Raw genomic sequence first — 15676 nt, forward strand, 5'->3', positions numbered from 1 at the left:
GCTTGCGCGTAGTCTTCCCAGCACTGTGCTTTACGCAATCTGGCCAAGGGCGTCTTGGTCAGAACGGTGCTGGTGCGCAGACACAGTTTGCAACGGTAGCGGCGCAGCCCCCGACTCCATCCCCAAGGCGCCAGCTGGGTAACATCGGCCTGACAATGGGGGCAGCCACTGCATGCCGGTAACTGAGTATTGAGCGAGGTAATCGTGTGGGGTGCAGTGAGCTCCTGCTGAGCAACACGGCGCTGGCGCAGGGTTAACTGGGGAAAGAGAGACAGCAGGTGTTGAAAGGCTGGGGTATCCATGATGGTTGACCTCAAGGTGATGGCCTACTTCAAGATTAGCCTTTCAACACGTAATTGGGACAGAGCCTAACAAAAGGGAGCCCGCTTGGGCTCCCTTGCTTGTCATGGGGGTGGGTGTTTGACTGAACGCTTAGCGCAGGGTCGCGGCCTTCATCCCTTCCACAAACTCTTTCAGACGGGTGAGCATATGTTCCGGGTTCTGGTGGTGGGTCTCGATGATCTTCACCACGGCGGAGCCGGAGATGGCACCGGCGGCGCCAGCGGCAATCGCTTCACGCACCTGAGCTGGCTCGCTGATACCAAAGCCGAGCAGGGCGGGGGGGGCGTTGAATTCGCGCAGGGTATTGATCAGCCCCTCCACCGGCATACCGGCCTTGGTCTCGGCGCCGGTGACGCCGGCGCGGCTCACCAGATAGGTGTAACCATTGCCGAGCTCCGCCACCTGTTTCAGGGTCTCGGCGTCGCCATTGGGCGGGGCGATAAAGATGCTGTCGATGCCAAACTTGTCGGCGGCCGCCTTGTAGGGGGCGCACATCTGCACCGGCACGTCGGCAACCAGCACCGAATCCACGCCCGCCTGCTGGCACTTCTCGTAGAAACCGTCGATTTTGCGCACATAGACCAGGTTGGCGTAGACCAGCAGGCCAATCGGCAGCTGCGGGTACTTGGCGCGGATGCGGCCAAGCAGCTCGAAGCAGTCGTCCGGGGTGGTGTGGCTGGCAAAAGCGCGCAGAGCGGCGCCCTGAATGGTGGGGCCGTCCGCTACCGGATCGGAGAAGGGAATGCCGAGCTCGAGGGCATCGGCGCCCCCTGCGACCAGCGCATCGACGATGGCCAAGGAGAGTTCAGGAGTGGGGTCCCCCAGCATCACGAACGGCACAAAGGCGCCCTGATTGGCCTCGTCCAGACGGGAGAAGAGTTGTGCGTAACGGTTCATGACAAGGTTCCTTCTTTCTCGAAAATGTCAGCGACGGTGAAGATATCTTTGTCGCCACGGCCGGAGAGGTTGACGATGAGCACCTGCTCTTTTTCCGGTTCACTGCGGGCCATCTTGAGGGCGTGGGCCAGCGCGTGGGAGGACTCCAGCGCCGGGATAATGCCTTCGGATTTGGCCAGCTCCTGGAAGGCGTCCAGCGCCTCCTTGTCGGTCACCGAGGGGTACTCGGCGCGGCCGATGGCGGCCAGATGGGCGTGCTGCGGGCCGACGGAGGGGAAATCCAGCCCCGCCGAGACGGAGTAGGACTCCTGAATTTGGCCCTGATTGTCCTGCATCAGGTAGGAGTGCATGCCAAAGAAGACCCCCTTGCTACCGTGACCGAGCGGCGCACCGTGCTCGCCACTCTCGATACCGTGCCCACCCGGCTCGACGCCGATCAGGCGCACCGACGGCTCATCGATAAAGTCGGCAAACATGCCGATGGCATTCGACCCGCCGCCGACGCAGGCGATCACCGCATCGGGCAGTCGCTCTTCCTTCTCGAAGCACTGGGCCTTGGCCTCTTCGCCGATCATCTTCTGGAACTCCCGCACGATGGTGGGGAAGGGGTGCGGACCGGCGGCGGTGCCGAGCAGGTAATGGGCGGTTTCATAGTTGGCGGCCCAGTCGCGCAGCGCCTCGTTGCAGGCATCTTTCAGGGTGCTGGAGCCCGAATGCACCGGAATGACGGTGGCGCCCATCAGCTTCATGCGAAAGACGTTGGGCTTCTGACGCTCGCAATCCTTGGCGCCCATATAGACCCGGCACTTGAGGCCGAGCAAGGCGCAGGCCAGCGCAGTGGCGACGCCATGCTGGCCGGCGCCGGTCTCGGCGATGATCTCGCTCTTGCCCATCCGCTTGGCCAACAGCGCCTGACCCAGCACCTGGTTGGTCTTGTGGGCTCCGCCGTGCAGAAGGTCTTCACGCTTGAGGTAGAGGCGGGTCTTGGTGCCCTTGGTCAGATTGCGGGTCAGGGTGAGCGGGGTCGGGCGACCGGCATACTCGGTCAGCAGGGTCTGAAACTCGGCGATAAAGGCCGGATCATCCTTGGCATCGACGAAGGCCTTCTCCAGCTGGAGCAGGGCGGGGATGAGGATCTGGGGCACATACATGCCGCCAAATTCACCAAAAAACGGGTTGAGCAGGGTCATGGCTTCTTCCTTGTATTAGCTAAATCGAAATATCAAAAAGGATTGTGTTACAGGTTGCGCAGTGCGCCGAAGGCGGCTGCTATCTTGTGCGCATCCTTCTGGCCCGGGGCACTCTCCACTCCGGAGTTGAAATCAAGGCCGAGGCAGCCCACTTGTGCCGCCTGCAGGGCGTTGTCGGGATTAAGGCCCCCCGCCAGTATCAGCTTGGCTTTATCGAGATGGGCCAGCAGGGCCCAGTCGAACGCCTGACCGGTGCCGCCGCTCTGGCTGCCGACTTTGGTATCGAGCAGCAGGCGATCGGCCGGGTAGTCGAGGTCGGGCAGCGGTTCGCCACTTTCCTTGCCGAGAGAGACGCCTACGGCCTTCCAGATCTGGCAGCCCGCGGGCAGCAGCGGACGCAGGGTGTCGATATAGGCGGCATCCTCATCCCCATGCAGCTGGACTGCGGCGAGCCCCAGCGCATCCACCGTCTTGGCAATGGTGGCGGGCTGGGCGTTGCGAAATACCCCGACATAGGCGAGCGGCGCCCCTGCCATCACGGCGCGGGCGGCGGGGATGTCCACATAGCGCGGACTTTTGGAAACAAAGATAAGACCCCCAAATACCGCACCCGCCTGATGGGCGGCGGCGGCATCTTCGGCGCGGGTCAGGCCGCACACCTTGTTCTGGCCCAATACCAGCTTGCGCACTGCGGCTTCCAGATCCGGCTCGGCCATCAGGGATGAGCCCACCAGAAAGCCCTTGGCGTGGTGGCGCAGATCCGCTACCTGAGCGCGGTGGTTGATGCCGGACTCGCTGATCACTACCCGCTCGCTTGGAATGTCTGCGGCCAGCTGTTTGGTGCGGTTGAGATCGACGCTCAAGTCGCGCAGATCCCGGTTGTTGATGCCAATCACCGGCGCCCCCAGCGCGATGGCGCGGGTCAGCTCCTCCTCGTTGCTCACCTCGGTGAGCACGCCAAGACCCAGCTCTTTGGCCACCGCGAACAGGGCGCGATAGCCCTCGTCGGTGAGCACCGAGAGCATCAAGAGGATGGCGTCCGCCTGATAGTGGCGGGCCAGATAGACCTGATAGGGGTCAATCATGAAATCCTTGCAGAGCACCGGCTGGCTGACGCGGCTGCGCACCCGTGGCAAAAAGGCAAAATCCCCCTGAAAGAACTTCTCGTCGGTCAGCACCGAGATGGCGGTGGCGTATTTGCCATAGATGTCGGCGATCGCCTCCGGGCTGAAATCATCGCGGATCAAGCCCTTGGAGGGGGAGGCCTTCTTGCACTCCAGAATAAAGCGGGTGGAGCCCGCCTTGAGGGCCCCGACGAAATCCCGATCGCTGGGGGTCAGCGCACTCTGGAAGCTCGCCAGCGGCTGGGCCAGTTTGCGGGCGGCAATCCACTCCTGCTTGGCCGCCACGATCTTGCCGAGGATGGTCTGGCTGATGGAGGCCATGTTCAGAAAAGCATGGGGGGCAATAAGGTCTGACATCTCGTTATCCTTGCGAAACTGGCTCTTGCCCAGTGGGCGTTCTGAATGACTGTTGTGCAACGTGGTGGCTGACATCATGCCTCCTGATGGCCCGCTTCCTGATGGCTCAGAGTAGCCAGCCGAGCAGCCAGATCCGCTGCCTTGCCGCTCGCCAGCACCGCCAGCACCTCGGCTGCCGCGCTCTTGAGATCCTTCGCCTTGCCCGCCATCAGCAGCAGCGGTGCCACATTGGCGGCGATGGCGGCGTTGTGGGCCGGGGTGCCACGCCCTTCCAGAATGGCGGCGGTGATGGCGCGGTTCTCTTCAGGCTCACCACCCTGAATGGCGCTGACCGGATAGGTCTCGAGGCCAAAATCAGCCGGGGTGAGCAGAAATTCGCGGATCTCGCCGTCACGGATCTGGGCCACCTGGGTCGGGCCGTGAATGGCAATCTCATCCAGCCCGGCGCCGTGAACCACCATACCGGTTTTCAGCCCCAGTGCCAGCAGGGTTTCTGCGATGGGGCGCACCAGCTCGGGGGCATAGACTCCCATCAGCTGATAGGTGGGGCGAGCGGGGTTGATGAGCGGCCCCAGTACGTTGAACAGGGTGCGGGTCTTGAGGGCCTGACGCACCGGCATGGCGTGGCGCACCCCGGCGTGGTACTGGGGGGCAAACAGGAAGCAGATGCCGAGTTCATCCAGACAGCGACGCGCCTGCGCCGGGCTCATGTCGAGCTTGATGCCCATTTTGTCGAGCAGATCGCTTGAACCAGACTTGCTCGAGACCGAGCGGTTGCCGTGCTTGGCCACTTTCAGGCCGCAGGCGGCGGCGACCAGCGCCGAAGTGGTGGAGACGTTGATGGTGTTGAGGCCATCGCCACCGGTGCCGACGATGTCGCAAAACTCATAATCCGGACGCGGGAAGTCGCGCGCTTCTGCCAAGAGGGCCTCGGCGGCGCCGGCGATCTCCTCCGGGGTCTCCCCCTTGATCTTGAGGGCGGTCAAGAGACTGGCGAGCACGATGGGATCCACTTCGCCACGAACCACCTGGCCGAAGGCGTCGCGGGTACTTTCACGGCTCAGAGACTGACCCTGATAGAGGGTGTTGAGATGTTGATGCATGTTGGTCTCCTTACCGCACACTGCTTTCTGGACGGGTGATATGGGCGAGCGCCTGGGTCAGCAGACGGGCCCCTTCCGAGGTCATGATGGATTCGGGATGGAACTGGAAGCCCAGCACCCGCTCATCCTGCTGCTCGATGGCCATGGGCATGCCCTGATAGTGGGCAATCACAGTCAGCTCTTCCGGTACATAGGTAGCGACCAGCGAGTGGTAGCGGGCTACCGGCAGCGGGCTCGGCAGACCGGCGAAGGCGCCGTGGCCGTTGTGCTCAATCAGCGAACGCTTGCCGTGGACGATCTCGCCTGCTGCGCCGACGGTGCCACCGTAGGCTTCGCACAGGGCCTGATGACCGAGGCAGATGCCGAGGATGGGCACCTGACCGCGGGCCAGCTTGATCAGATCAATCAGGCAGCCCGCCTCGTGGGGGGCGCCCGGCCCCGGTGAGAGCACCAGCACGGCGTCCCCTTCACAGGCGGCAATCTCGCTCATGATGCGGCTGGCCGGCAGGCTGTTGCGGTAGATCCGCACCGGATAGCCGAGGGAGCGGAACTGGTCGACGAGGTTGTAGGTAAAGGAGTCGAAGTTATCGAGCAGGAAGATGTTAGTGGCTGTTGATCCGGTACTCATTGGCTCACGTCCTTATGTTGCTCCTGCTGGGCGCTCAGGGCTTGCAGGGAGGTACCATGGCTGGCTGCGATGGCGGCCAGTACGGCGGCCGCCTTGGCGCGGGTTTCATCCGCTTCGGCTTGCGGCTTGGAGTCATAGACCACCCCGGCACCGGCTTGCACATGGGCTACACCCTCTTTGACAAAGGCGGAGCGGATCACGATGCAGGTATCCATCTCGCCTGCGCCGTTGATGTAGCCGACGGCGCCGCCGTAGCTGCCGCGGCGTTTGCCTTCCACCATGCGAATAAGCTCGCTGGCGCGGATCTTGGGGGCGCCGGTGAGGGTGCCCATGTTCATGCAGGCCTGATAGGCGTGCAGGGCGTCAAGGTCGGAACGCAAGGTGCCGACCACCTTGGAGACCAGATGCATCACGTGGCTGTAGCGATCTACTTTCAGCAACTCCTTGACGTAACGGGTGCCGGGCTCCGAGATGCGGGCGATGTCGTTGCGCCCCAGATCCACCAGCATCAGGTGTTCGGCCACCTCTTTCTCATCCTGACGCAGTTCCAGCTCGATACGGCCATCGAGATCGCGGTTGATGCTGCCATCGGGGTTGAAGCCGCGGCGGCGGGTTCCAGCGATGGGGTACATCTCCACATCGCGGCTGGCGGCGCAGAATTTCACCGCGCTCTCCGGCGAGGCGCCAAACAGGGTGAAGCCCTCATCCTGCACGTAGAACATGTAGGGGCTGGGATTGGTCTGTTTGAGGCGGCGATAGGCGGCCAGGGGGCTTGGGCAGGACAGGGAGAAGCAGCGGGACGGCACCACCTGAAAGATGTCACCACGGCGGATAAAGCCCTTGAGCTTCTCTACCTCGGCGCAGAACTGTTTGTCGCTCTTGTCCACGCTCATGCCACCGGTCAGGGGCTGGGTGGTCAGCTCGGCGCAGAGGGGTTGCTGGCAAATCTGTTTGAAGTCGGTGAGCCGTTCGGTCAGGCGGGTGTATCTGTCTTCCACCTGGCTTTCGTCGCTGTCGCCGCCAAAGATGCAGGCGAGCAGTTGAGTGGTGCGTTCGATATGGTCGATGGTGATCAGGGTTTCGGCCACATAGAAGCAGTAGTCGGGGCAGTCGTTGCTCCCCTGTGGCACCTCGGGCAGATCTTCAAATGAGGCGATGAGGTCGTAAGCAAAGCTGCCCGCCATAAACAGTGCCTCTTTGCCGAGCTGGCAATCGAGCTCTCGCTGCAGGGTGCGCAGCACGTCCAGCACGCTGCTCCCCTTGAGGCGGGAATCTTCGTCCAGCTCCCGATCGGAGGCCGGGAAGTCGAGCTGCAGCTCGCCATCTACCAGCGAACGAGCCACCACCGCAGGCAGCCGCTCGGCCAGCAAGCTCTGCAACTGGGCACCATTGTCGTTCAGGCTGCGAACCCGCACGGTGCGGCCACGGCACTCGATGCGCAGGCAGGCATCGACCAGCAGCAGGCTCTGTTTACCCGCCTTGGAGTCGATCTCGACCGATTCCAGCAGCAGGTTGTTGGGGCGGCCCTGACAGAGGCGGGTATAGAGCGCCAGCGGGTCGGCCACATAGGGGGCGTTGAGTTTGAGGGTATCGAATTCACCCAGAGGAAGGCGATGTGTGGCTGTCATAGTGCGTTCCCTTGCGTGTGATGCTGTTTACCGATGTTCATGACATTGAATTCCTTGAAAATTTAATTGGTCCGGGGTGGCTGGTTCAGGGGCGCCATCGCCAGGTCAGCTTGCTTGTCTGAATTCTCGGTTTCATCACAGGTCCATTTGCCGGATAATAAAAAAGCCCGCTGGGGTCAGCGGGCTTTTTCTTTGGGTTCTTAATTTGCTGTCAGATTACAGGTACAGCAACGACCACACGCCCGCATGTCAGGGAGTGTGCCACCACCAGATGGTCAGGATGGAAGTCGTTTGCATGATAAAGTCCTGTAAAAAGATGTTTGCAATGAAGTGCCTACAGAAAACGATAAAGCCGCGGCCAAGTCAAGTCGCTTTTTAGCCTTCTTTCACCGATTTGCCATGAATGGTGACCTGACCACGAGAGCGGAATAACCTGATGAGATTCGACCTTCACTGCCATACCACTGCCTCCGACGGGGTGCTGAGCCCCGCCGAACTGGTGCGCCGCGCTGCCGAAAAACAGGTCGAGGTGTTAGCAGTTACTGACCACGACACCCTCGCCGGGCTTGATGAGGTGCGCCGCACTATCGAAGCTGAGCAACTGCCGCTGCGATTGGTGAGCGGGGTCGAGATCTCCACCGGCTGGGAGCACCACGAGATCCATATCGTGGCGCTGGGGGTGGATGAAAAAAATCCGCAGCTGTTGGATTTTCTGGCCGGTCAGCTGGCCCGTCGCGAGGCGCGCGCGCTGGAAATCGGGCGTCGTCTGGAGAAGTGCCTCATCCCCGGCACCTATGAAGAGGCCAAACAGCTAGCCGGTGACGCCGCCGTGACCCGCGCCCACTTTGCCCGGGTGCTGGTGGCGCGCGGTGTGGCCGACAACATGCAGAAGGTATTCAAAAAGTACCTGAGCCGCGGCAATAAAGGCTATGCCCCGGCCGAGTGGCCCGAGATGAGTGAAGCCATCACCGCCATTCACGCCGCTGGTGGGCTGGCGGTGCTGGCCCACCCCAGCCGTTACGATCTCACCGCCAAATGGATCAAGCGGCTGCTGGTGGCCTTCAAGGCGGCCGGTGGCGATGCCATGGAGGTCTCGCTGCCCCAGCAGAGCCCGCAGGAGCGGGCCAATCTGGGCCAGTGGGCCAAGGAGCACGACCTCTATATCTCGGTGGGATCGGATTTTCACTTCCCCTCCAACTGGACCGAGCTGGGCCGCCACCTCTGGCTGCCCAAAGAGGGAATGCCCGTCTGGCTGGCCTATCCCGGTCACTTCGGGCTCACCACCGAGCAGCATGCTGAGCTGCTGGCAAGCCGGTAACGGCGCCAGCGAAGCGGCCACAAACAGGTTAAGGTAGTGTCATGGGTCTTTGACCCGTGACCATACGAGCGGGCAGGTATTGCTGCCCCCATTGCGAGAACAAGCTATGAGTCAGCATTTTTACGTACATCCTGAAAACCCCCAGGCCCGTCTGATCGGTCAGGCGGTACAGATCATCCAGAACGGCGGTGTGATCGTCTATCCGACCGACTCCGGTTATGCGCTGGGTTGCCAGATGGGTGACAAGGGCGCGCTGGAGCGCATCTGTCGCATCCGTCGCCTCGACGCCAACCACGACTTCACCCTGGTGTGCCGCGATCTCTCCGAGATCTCCACCTACGCCAAGGTCGACAACAGCGCATTTCGCCTGATCAAGAACAACACCCCGGGCGCCTACACCTTCATCTTCAAGGCGACCAAAGAGGTGCCGCGCCGCCTGATGAACGAGAAGAAAAAGAGCATCGGCATCCGGGTGCCGGACAACAAGATTGCCCAGGCACTGCTGGAAGCACTCGGCGAGCCGCTGCTCTCCACCACACTGATCCTGCCGGACTCTGAAATGGCCGAGTTTGACCCGGAAGAGATCTTCGACAAGCTGGACAAGCAGATCGATCTGGTGGTCAACGGCGGTTATCTGGGCGAGCAGCCCACCACAGTGGTCGATTTCTCTGACGACGAGCCGGTATTGCGTCGTCGCGGCGCCGGGGATCCGACTCCGTTTGAGTGATGTCGCTGAACCGGTGACAGTCCCCTCCGCCGAGACGGGAACTGGCGCCGCACTACCCATCGCGAAAGTCCTGGGGCAGCCCTATCACGAGCTGCCCCAGGACCTGTTCATCCCGCCCGATGCGCTGGAGGTGTTCCTCGATACCTTCGAGGGGCCGCTCGATCTGCTGCTCTACCTTATCCGGCGCCAGCAGCTCGATATTCTCAACCTGCCGATCCTGCAGATCACCGCCCAGTACATGGAGTACGTGGAGCTGATGCAGGGGCTCAACCTTGAGCTGGCGGCCGAATATCTGCTGATGGCGGCCTGGCTGGCGGAGATCAAATCCCGCCTGCTGCTGCCCAAGGCGCCGGAGCTGGAGGATGAAGAGGAGGGAGAAGACCCGCGGGTGACGCTTATTCGCCGCCTGCAGGAGTACGAGCGCTACAAGGTAGGGGCGGAGAGGGTCAATGAGCTGCCACGGGTGGAGCGGGAGATTTATATCGCCGCTGCCTTGCCCCCCGATTTTGGCGCCCTCAAGCCACTGGCGCCCGATGTTTCGCTGGTTGAACTCGCCCTTTACATGCAAAGTGTGGTAAAACGCGCGACTCATTTCGAACATCACCAGATCCGCCGCGAGCAGATCCCGACCCGGGTGCGCATGGCGGAGATCCTCGCCATGCTCACGCTGGGGCAGACCCTGCGCCTTGAGCAGGTGCTGCGCGCCGAAGAGGGGCGCATGGGGGTTCTGGTGACGTTTCTGGCCCTGCTGGAGCTGTGCAAGGAGCAACTGATCTGGATCCTGCAGGCAGAACCACTCGGTCCTATCCATTTTGCATTGGCCGAGCAGAGCGAGGAGGGCAACCGTGGCGCTGCCCACTGAACGACTCAAGACCCTGATCGAAGCGGCATTGTTTGTGGCCGGTCGCCCGCTCAATGTCAGCGAACTGAAAAGCAGCGTGCTGGCGGATTATCCGGTGACCAGTCGCTATGTTCAGCTGCTGTTGGCCGAGATCAGGCAAGATTACAGCTCGCGGGGCGTCGAGCTCAAAGAGGTCGCCTCCGGCTGGCGCTTTCAGGCGCGTCAGGAGTATGCCGAGGAGCTCTCGCGGCTCTGGAGCGAGCGTGCTCCGCGCTATTCCCGCGCCGTGATGGAGACGCTGACCCTGATCGCCTATCGCCAACCCATCACCCGGGCCGAGATCGAAGCGATCCGCGGGGTGGCGGTGTCGAGCCAGATAGTGAATACCCTGAAAGAGCGTGGCTGGGTGCGCAGCATAGGCCACAAAGAGGTGGCGGGTCGCCCCGAGCTGCTCGCCACCACCAGAGAGTTTCTGGATTACTTTAATCTGCAGAGTCTGGAGCAGCTCCCCGAGCTGGATCCGGAGCTGCAACCCCTGTTGCCCTCTGCGGTGGACGGGGAGAACGATGCCCGGTGAATGGCGCCCAAGCGTGCCGATGTCACCGAGATATACATTTTTCAACTGTGACGAGAGCTCCAACCGGCGTTTGTTACAGTTAACCCCGTTGCCCCTTTTACCAGTGGGCAGCGATCAACAATCAGGTAACCCCGATGAGTGAAAAACTGCAAAAAGTGTTGGCCCGCGCGGGTCACGGCTCCCGTCGTGAGATGGAGGCCCTGATCACCGCAGGTCGGGTCAGTGTGGATGGCAAGGTCGCCACACTGGGGGATCGCGTCGAAGTGAACGCCGTGATCCGGGTGGATGGTCACCAGGTCAAGACCCGTGCCGCAGAGGAAGTGATCTGCCGCGTATTGGCTTACCACAAGCCGGAAGGGGAGATGTGTACCCGTCACGATCCGGAAGGTCGTCCCACCGTGTTTGATCGTCTGCCCAAGATGGAAGGTGCCCGCTGGATTGCGGTCGGCCGCCTCGACGTCAACACCTCCGGTCTGCTGCTGTTCACCACCGATGGTGAGCTGGCCAACCGTCTGATGCACCCGAGTCACGAAGTGGAGCGGGAATACGCGGTACGTGTCTTTGGCGAAATCACCGAAGCCATGCTGCAGCGTCTGCGCAAGGGCGTGCAGCTGGAAGATGGCACCGCCAAGTTCAACAAGATCAAACCGGCTGGCGGTGAGGGTCTGAACCAGTGGTTCAACGTTACCCTGACCGAAGGACGCAACCGTGAAGTGCGCCGCCTGTGGGAATCCCAGGAAGTGCAGGTGAGCCGCCTGATGCGGATCCGCTACGGCGACGTCAAGCTGGACCGCGGCATCCCGCGCGGCGGCTGGCAAGAGCTGAAACTGCCGGAAGTAAACTACCTGCGCGGTCTGGTCAACCTGCCGCCGGAGACCGAATCCAAGGTCGATCTGCAGCAGGATGGCAAAACCAGCCGTCACAAGCAGGCCGCCCAGATCCGTCGCGCCGTACAGCGTCACAAAGAGATGCAGGGCAAAGAGCCGCGCGCTCGCGCCACCACCGCCCGTCGCAAGCCGCAAGCCTCTACCCGCAACTCAGGTACCGGTAGCAAGTAAGCCGACAACCCGTTGCGAACTGCGCGCCGTCAAATAGCGCACAGTCGGCCAAGCAAAGGCCCGCACCAACTGGTGCGGGCCTTTTTCATCTCTAGCGGGTGACCTCCAGCTGCAGGCTGGCTCTGGTCATGTGGTAATGATTGCTCTCACACTCCTCAGTTGGCCGGTGTCATCCACTCTTTGTTGAAGTCACGTATAAACATCTCTCCCTCTTCATTGCGGGCGGTGACCAGATAGAAGGTGACGTTCTGGCGAAACAACGAGAGGCGGTAGAGGGCGGCGTTGTCCTCCTCCGAGAGGTTCTTTTTCGAGGTGTCGTTGATGGGCACCAGATCGACTTTGCCCTTTTTCAGCAGTTCGACACACTGGTTGAGGCGGTTGGTGGTTCTGACGATCAGCTTCTGCTCGATGGTCACCCGCTCGATAGCATCGGAGAACCACCCCTTGGGCACGCAGGCGGTTTTCTGCTGCCAGGGCGGGGATTCCAGCCCCTTCTTGTCGGGCGTGGTGTACCAGGACTGGATATCGAATGCGATGGGGGTACTGAACAGCAGGGTGTTGCTGCGCTCGTTGGTCCAGGTAAAGGGGAAGGCTGCGATGGCGTTGCCCAGTTCGATGTTTTTAAGTCCTCTCGGCCAGGGTTGGTAGGAGACCCGCAGATCCGGGTGGCCCGCCGCTTTGAGAGTGGTGAGCACCTTGCTCGCCAGCTCGCCGCCATTGGCCAGCGTCGCCGAAGAGTAGGGGGGCAATTCGCCGGTGATAATCACCGCGCTCTGCACCGTGGCGGCCGGGAGCAGCGAGAGAGCAAACAGGGTGGCAAGAAAGCGAAGGGACGAGCGGAGGCGATAAGTGGCAGAGGGCGTGACCGGATAACGGATGTGCATGGCGGGTGACCTCACCTCTATCGATTGCTGACAGCGTAGCGGTTTCGGCAGGGAAAAAACAGACTCGATAAATGCTGTTGGTCGCGGTGTATGGCCCTTGGCGTTCCCTTTGGCGGGCGGAAGGGGTTGTGGCGGTTGCTCTGCTCCGGTGAGCTTGTTAGCCTGTGCGGTTCTGATAGAGGAGTGAACGATGAGCAAGGTACTTGATGAGCTGCTGGCGTTGCTGGCGCTGGAAAAAATCGAGGAGGGCCTGTTTCGGGGCCAGAGCCAGGATCTCGGTCTGCGGGCCGTGTTTGGCGGACAGGTAATGGGGCAGGCCTTGTCAGCCGCCAAGCAGACGGTCGAGACCGGCCGTCAGGTTCACAGTTTTCACTCCTACTTCCTGCGTCCGGGGGATGTGACCCGTCCCATCGTCTATGACGTGGAGAATATCCGTGACGGCCAGACCGTCTCCACCCGCCGGGTCAAGGCGATTCAGGGCGGCAAGCCCATCTTCTATCTCAACGCCTCGTTTCAGGTGCCGGCCGACGGCTTCGAGCATCAGGCGCAGATGCCCACCGGCATCACCCCGCCGGAGGAGCTCAAGAGCGAGCTGGAGCTGGTGCGCCCCTACGAGAACCTGATCCCGGCCTCTCTGCGCGACAAGATCCTCTGCGAGCAACCCATCGAGATGCGCCCGGTGACCCTGGTCGACCCTATTCGGCCGACGGTGCAGGATCCGGTGCGTCACGTCTGGTTCAAGGCCAATGGCCAGATGCCGGACGATCTGCGGGTGCACAAATACCTGCTGGCCTACGCCTCCGACTTCAACTTCCTGCTCACCTCGCTGCAGCCCCACGGGGTGTCGTACTGGGAGCCGGATATGCAGGTGGCCACCATCGATCACTCCATGTGGTTCCACCGGGATTTCCGCTTCGACGACTGGCTGCTCTACGTGGTAGACAGCCCGAGCGCCAGCAGCGGTCGCGGTCTGGTGCGCGGTCAGTTCTTTACCCGTGACGGCGTGCTGGTGGCGAGCACCATGCAGGAGGGGGTGATCCGCCGTCGCGGCAGTTAAGGCGCAAAGCGGATAGCAAAACGGGGTGGCTTTGGCCACCCCGTTTTCGTTGCTGCGATGTGCGCGGGCGCTGCGGGATCAGCCGCCGCGCTGGTACTTGAAGCGCTTCTTGCGCCGGTAGGGATAGACATCCTCGAACACCCCCACCTTGATGTTGCTCTGCAGCATCTTCCAGTAGTTGGCGTCGAACATCTCCTTGTGCAGTTGCAGCATGATCTCCCGCACCTGCGGCTTTTGCAGCAGGAAGGTGGCGAACTCCTCGGGGAAGATGTCGTTGGGGGCCACCGAATACCAGGGTTCGGCGCTCCACTCATCCTCGGGGTAGCGAGGCGGCGGGATCTGGCGGAAGTTGCACTCCGTCATGTAGCAGATCTCGTCGTAGTCGTAGAAGACCACCCGGCCGTGACGGGTGACGCCAAAGTTCTTGAACAGCATGTCCCCCGGGAAGATGTTGGCCGCCGCCAGCTGCTTGATGGCGTTGCCGTACTCCTCCAGCGCGAGGCGGGTCTGCTGCTCGTCCGCCTTGTCCAGATAGAGGTTGAGGGGGATCATCTTGCGTTCGGTATAGAGGTGCTTGATCACCAGCTTGTCGTCGCTGATGGTGAGCGCAGAAGGTGCCACCGTCTTGAGCTCGGCAAGGAGCTCCGGCGAGATGCGGTCCAGCGGAAACTCGAAGTTGGTGAACTCCTGGGTATCGGCCATCCGACCCACCCGATCGTGCTGTTTAACCAGCCGGTATTTTGCCTTCACCTGCTCGTGGCTCACATCCTTCGGGGGAGTGAACTCGTCTTTTATCACCTTGAACACCACATCGTAGGAGGGGAGGGTGAACACGCTCATCACCATCCCCTTGATGCCGGGGGCGATGATGAACTGATCCCGACTCTGGGCCAGATGATGGCGGTAGTGGCGATAGAGCTCGGTCTTGCCGTGCTTCTGGCAGCCGATGGCGTTGTAGATCTCGTAATCGGGCTTGTGGGGCATGATCTGGCGCAGGAAGGCGACAAACAGCGCCGGTTCGCGGGCATAGACCATAAAGTAGGCGCGGGCGAAGCCAAACACGATGGAGGCGAGATCCGGCTCGAAGATCACCGTGTCCACATAGATGCTGTGGCCGGTGCTGAGCAGGGGCAGGATAAAGGGGAAGACCTGATCTTTTACCCGGATCAGCCCTACCAGATAGGCCCCCTTGTTGCGGTAGAACACCTCTTTGAGCAGCTCGATGGCAAAGGGCTCATCATGGAGGATTTGCGGGCCGTTCTCGGCAAGATGGCGGTGGATGTCGACAATATCCCGCTGCTTGTCCTCGTAGGGGAGGGTGAAGCTGTAATCCCCCAAAAGCTGGCTCAAGGTCTGCGGCAAGTGGGCGAGATCGGTGCGATAGATCCGCAGCAGGGCGCTCAGGTCCGGTTTTTCGCCACGGCTGACAAAGGGGTGGATGTAGAGGTTCTCGTCGCGGATATTGCGATGACGAAAGATCCGGCGATAGACGGAGTTGAAGAAGGACTCCGCCACCTCGAAGTTGTCACAACGGGGTAGCAGGTCGCTGAAGGCGCTTTTGACCCGCTTGAGCAGCTCCTGGGTGGCGTGGTGCTCCCCCATCATCTGGCGGATGGAGCTGGCGGTGGCCCCCACATGGTGGTCATAGAGGCGAATTCGCTCGCGCCCGGCGAGCTGCACCCCCAGCCAGTCACTGTTCTCGAAGCGGCTCTTGCTGCCCTGGGTTATCTCGAGAAACCGGCTGTAAAACGACTCGAAGCGTTGCAGGATAGTCTCGGCGACGGCCTGTTCCAATGGCTGCTGCATCTCTCTCTTCCTTGTGATCTGTCGGGCCGATAGCGCGAAGGATTGGGTGTAATTTGTTCAGACGTCAGGCCACTATCGCAACATTCAAACGTCTGTTCAAGTGGCAATTTTCGGGGATAAACGGTAGATTGCGCCCCTG

14 protein-coding genes and 1 pseudogene are annotated in these 15676 nt (G+C 61.5%); 6 read left to right on the forward strand and 9 right to left on the reverse strand.

What is annotated here, in order from left to right:
- From AB5Y90_RS04230 to AB5Y90_RS04260, 7 genes and pseudogenes are all read right to left on the reverse strand, one after another.
- Positions 1-302, reverse strand: a pseudogene (locus AB5Y90_RS04230) (IS1595 family transposase); the annotation flags it as partial.
- A gap of 130 nt (positions 303-432) precedes the next feature.
- Positions 433-1239: a tryptophan synthase subunit alpha gene (gene trpA / locus AB5Y90_RS04235; RefSeq protein ID WP_236320338.1), complete on the reverse strand. Its 807-nt coding sequence runs from the start codon at positions 1237-1239 to the stop codon at positions 433-435.
- Positions 1236-2429 carry a tryptophan synthase subunit beta gene (trpB, locus tag AB5Y90_RS04240; protein ID WP_257697620.1) on the reverse strand — a complete coding sequence of 398 codons (1194 nt, stop codon included), beginning with the start codon at positions 2427-2429 and terminating at the stop codon, positions 1236-1238. Before trpB ends, trpA begins: the two co-directional genes overlap by 4 nt.
- A gap of 47 nt (positions 2430-2476) precedes the next feature.
- Complete coding sequence (trpCF, locus tag AB5Y90_RS04245) at positions 2477-3985, reverse strand: bifunctional indole-3-glycerol-phosphate synthase TrpC/phosphoribosylanthranilate isomerase TrpF (RefSeq protein WP_368166607.1); 1509 nt, start codon at positions 3983-3985, stop codon at positions 2477-2479.
- Positions 3985-5013 carry an anthranilate phosphoribosyltransferase gene (gene trpD / locus AB5Y90_RS04250; protein ID WP_042054975.1) on the reverse strand — a complete coding sequence of 343 codons (1029 nt, stop codon included), beginning with the start codon at positions 5011-5013 and terminating at the stop codon, positions 3985-3987. Before trpD ends, trpCF begins: the two co-directional genes overlap by 1 nt.
- Before the next feature lie 10 nt (positions 5014-5023).
- Positions 5024-5641, reverse strand: coding sequence for an aminodeoxychorismate/anthranilate synthase component II (locus AB5Y90_RS04255; RefSeq protein WP_013723977.1), 618 nt, complete (start codon positions 5639-5641; stop codon positions 5024-5026).
- Positions 5638-7269, reverse strand: a complete 1632-nt coding sequence (locus tag AB5Y90_RS04260; RefSeq protein WP_368166604.1) for an anthranilate synthase component 1 — start codon at positions 7267-7269, stop codon at positions 5638-5640. Before AB5Y90_RS04260 ends, AB5Y90_RS04255 begins: the two co-directional genes overlap by 4 nt.
- Before the next feature lie 436 nt (positions 7270-7705).
- On the opposite strand from AB5Y90_RS04260, the gene AB5Y90_RS04265 reads away from it, so the two are divergent.
- The 5 genes from AB5Y90_RS04265 to rluB all read left to right on the forward strand — a co-directional run bounded on the left by AB5Y90_RS04265 (position 7706) and on the right by rluB (position 11790).
- On the forward strand, positions 7706-8587 hold the full coding sequence (locus AB5Y90_RS04265; RefSeq protein ID WP_136501297.1) for a PHP domain-containing protein: 882 nt from the start codon (positions 7706-7708) through the stop codon (positions 8585-8587).
- Positions 8588-8693: 106 nt separating this feature from the next.
- Positions 8694-9314 carry an L-threonylcarbamoyladenylate synthase gene (locus AB5Y90_RS04270; protein ID WP_201951957.1) on the forward strand — a complete coding sequence of 207 codons (621 nt, stop codon included), beginning with the start codon at positions 8694-8696 and terminating at the stop codon, positions 9312-9314.
- Positions 9307-10176, forward strand: a complete 870-nt coding sequence (locus AB5Y90_RS04275) for a ScpA family protein (protein ID WP_160880718.1) — start codon at positions 9307-9309, stop codon at positions 10174-10176. The genes AB5Y90_RS04270 and AB5Y90_RS04275 overlap by 8 nt, the downstream gene beginning before the upstream one ends.
- Positions 10160-10732, forward strand: a complete 573-nt coding sequence (gene scpB / locus AB5Y90_RS04280; protein ID WP_005338125.1) for an SMC-Scp complex subunit ScpB — start codon at positions 10160-10162, stop codon at positions 10730-10732. Before AB5Y90_RS04275 ends, scpB begins: the two co-directional genes overlap by 17 nt.
- 134 nt (positions 10733-10866) lie before the next feature.
- Positions 10867-11790 (forward strand): 23S rRNA pseudouridine(2605) synthase RluB, encoded by a 924-nt coding sequence (gene rluB, locus AB5Y90_RS04285; RefSeq protein ID WP_005347347.1) that lies wholly within the window; start codon positions 10867-10869, stop codon positions 11788-11790.
- Positions 11791-11945: 155 nt separating this feature from the next.
- On the opposite strand, the gene AB5Y90_RS04290 is transcribed toward rluB, so the two are convergent.
- The gene (locus AB5Y90_RS04290) at positions 11946-12674 is read right to left on the reverse strand and encodes a transporter substrate-binding domain-containing protein (protein WP_265784249.1); all 729 of its coding nucleotides are present in this window, start codon (positions 12672-12674) and stop codon (positions 11946-11948) included.
- Between the two features lie 190 nt (positions 12675-12864).
- Between AB5Y90_RS04290 and tesB the strand changes: the two genes are divergently transcribed.
- On the forward strand, positions 12865-13731 hold the full coding sequence (tesB, locus tag AB5Y90_RS04295; protein WP_005338122.1) for an acyl-CoA thioesterase II: 867 nt from the start codon (positions 12865-12867) through the stop codon (positions 13729-13731).
- A gap of 78 nt (positions 13732-13809) precedes the next feature.
- Here tesB and aceK read toward each other — a convergent pair whose 3' ends face one another.
- Complete coding sequence (gene aceK, locus AB5Y90_RS04300; RefSeq protein ID WP_101531469.1) at positions 13810-15537, reverse strand: bifunctional isocitrate dehydrogenase kinase/phosphatase; 1728 nt, start codon at positions 15535-15537, stop codon at positions 13810-13812.
- Positions 15538-15676: the final 139 nt, after the last annotated feature.

This window comes from Aeromonas sp. R4-1, from assembly GCF_040908325.1.
GTDB classification, from domain to species: Bacteria; Pseudomonadota; Gammaproteobacteria; order Enterobacterales; family Aeromonadaceae; genus Aeromonas; species Aeromonas veronii.

Bases quoted from the DNA above. Each gene is read 5' to 3' on its own strand.
- trpA (WP_236320338.1), bottom strand. From the start codon at position 1,239: ATGAACCGTTACGCACAACTCTTCTCCCGTCTGGACGAGGCCAATCAG.
- trpB (WP_257697620.1), bottom strand. From the start codon at position 2,429: ATGACCCTGCTCAACCCGTTTTTTGGTGAATTTGGCGGCATGTATGTG.
- trpCF (WP_368166607.1), bottom strand. From the start codon at position 3,985: ATGTCAGCCACCACGTTGCACAACAGTCATTCAGAACGCCCACTGGGC.
- trpD (WP_042054975.1), bottom strand. From the start codon at position 5,013: ATGCATCAACATCTCAACACCCTCTATCAGGGTCAGTCTCTGAGCCGT.
- AB5Y90_RS04255 (WP_013723977.1), bottom strand. From the start codon at position 5,641: ATGAGTACCGGATCAACAGCCACTAACATCTTCCTGCTCGATAACTTC.
- AB5Y90_RS04260 (WP_368166604.1), bottom strand. From the start codon at position 7,269: ATGACAGCCACACATCGCCTTCCTCTGGGTGAATTCGATACCCTCAAA.
- AB5Y90_RS04265 (WP_136501297.1), top strand. From the start codon at position 7,706: ATGAGATTCGACCTTCACTGCCATACCACTGCCTCCGACGGGGTGCTG.
- AB5Y90_RS04270 (WP_201951957.1), top strand. From the start codon at position 8,694: ATGAGTCAGCATTTTTACGTACATCCTGAAAACCCCCAGGCCCGTCTG.
- rluB (WP_005347347.1), top strand. From the start codon at position 10,867: ATGAGTGAAAAACTGCAAAAAGTGTTGGCCCGCGCGGGTCACGGCTCC.
- AB5Y90_RS04290 (WP_265784249.1), bottom strand. From the start codon at position 12,674: ATGCACATCCGTTATCCGGTCACGCCCTCTGCCACTTATCGCCTCCGC.
- tesB (WP_005338122.1), top strand. From the start codon at position 12,865: ATGAGCAAGGTACTTGATGAGCTGCTGGCGTTGCTGGCGCTGGAAAAA.
- aceK (WP_101531469.1), bottom strand. From the start codon at position 15,537: ATGCAGCAGCCATTGGAACAGGCCGTCGCCGAGACTATCCTGCAACGC.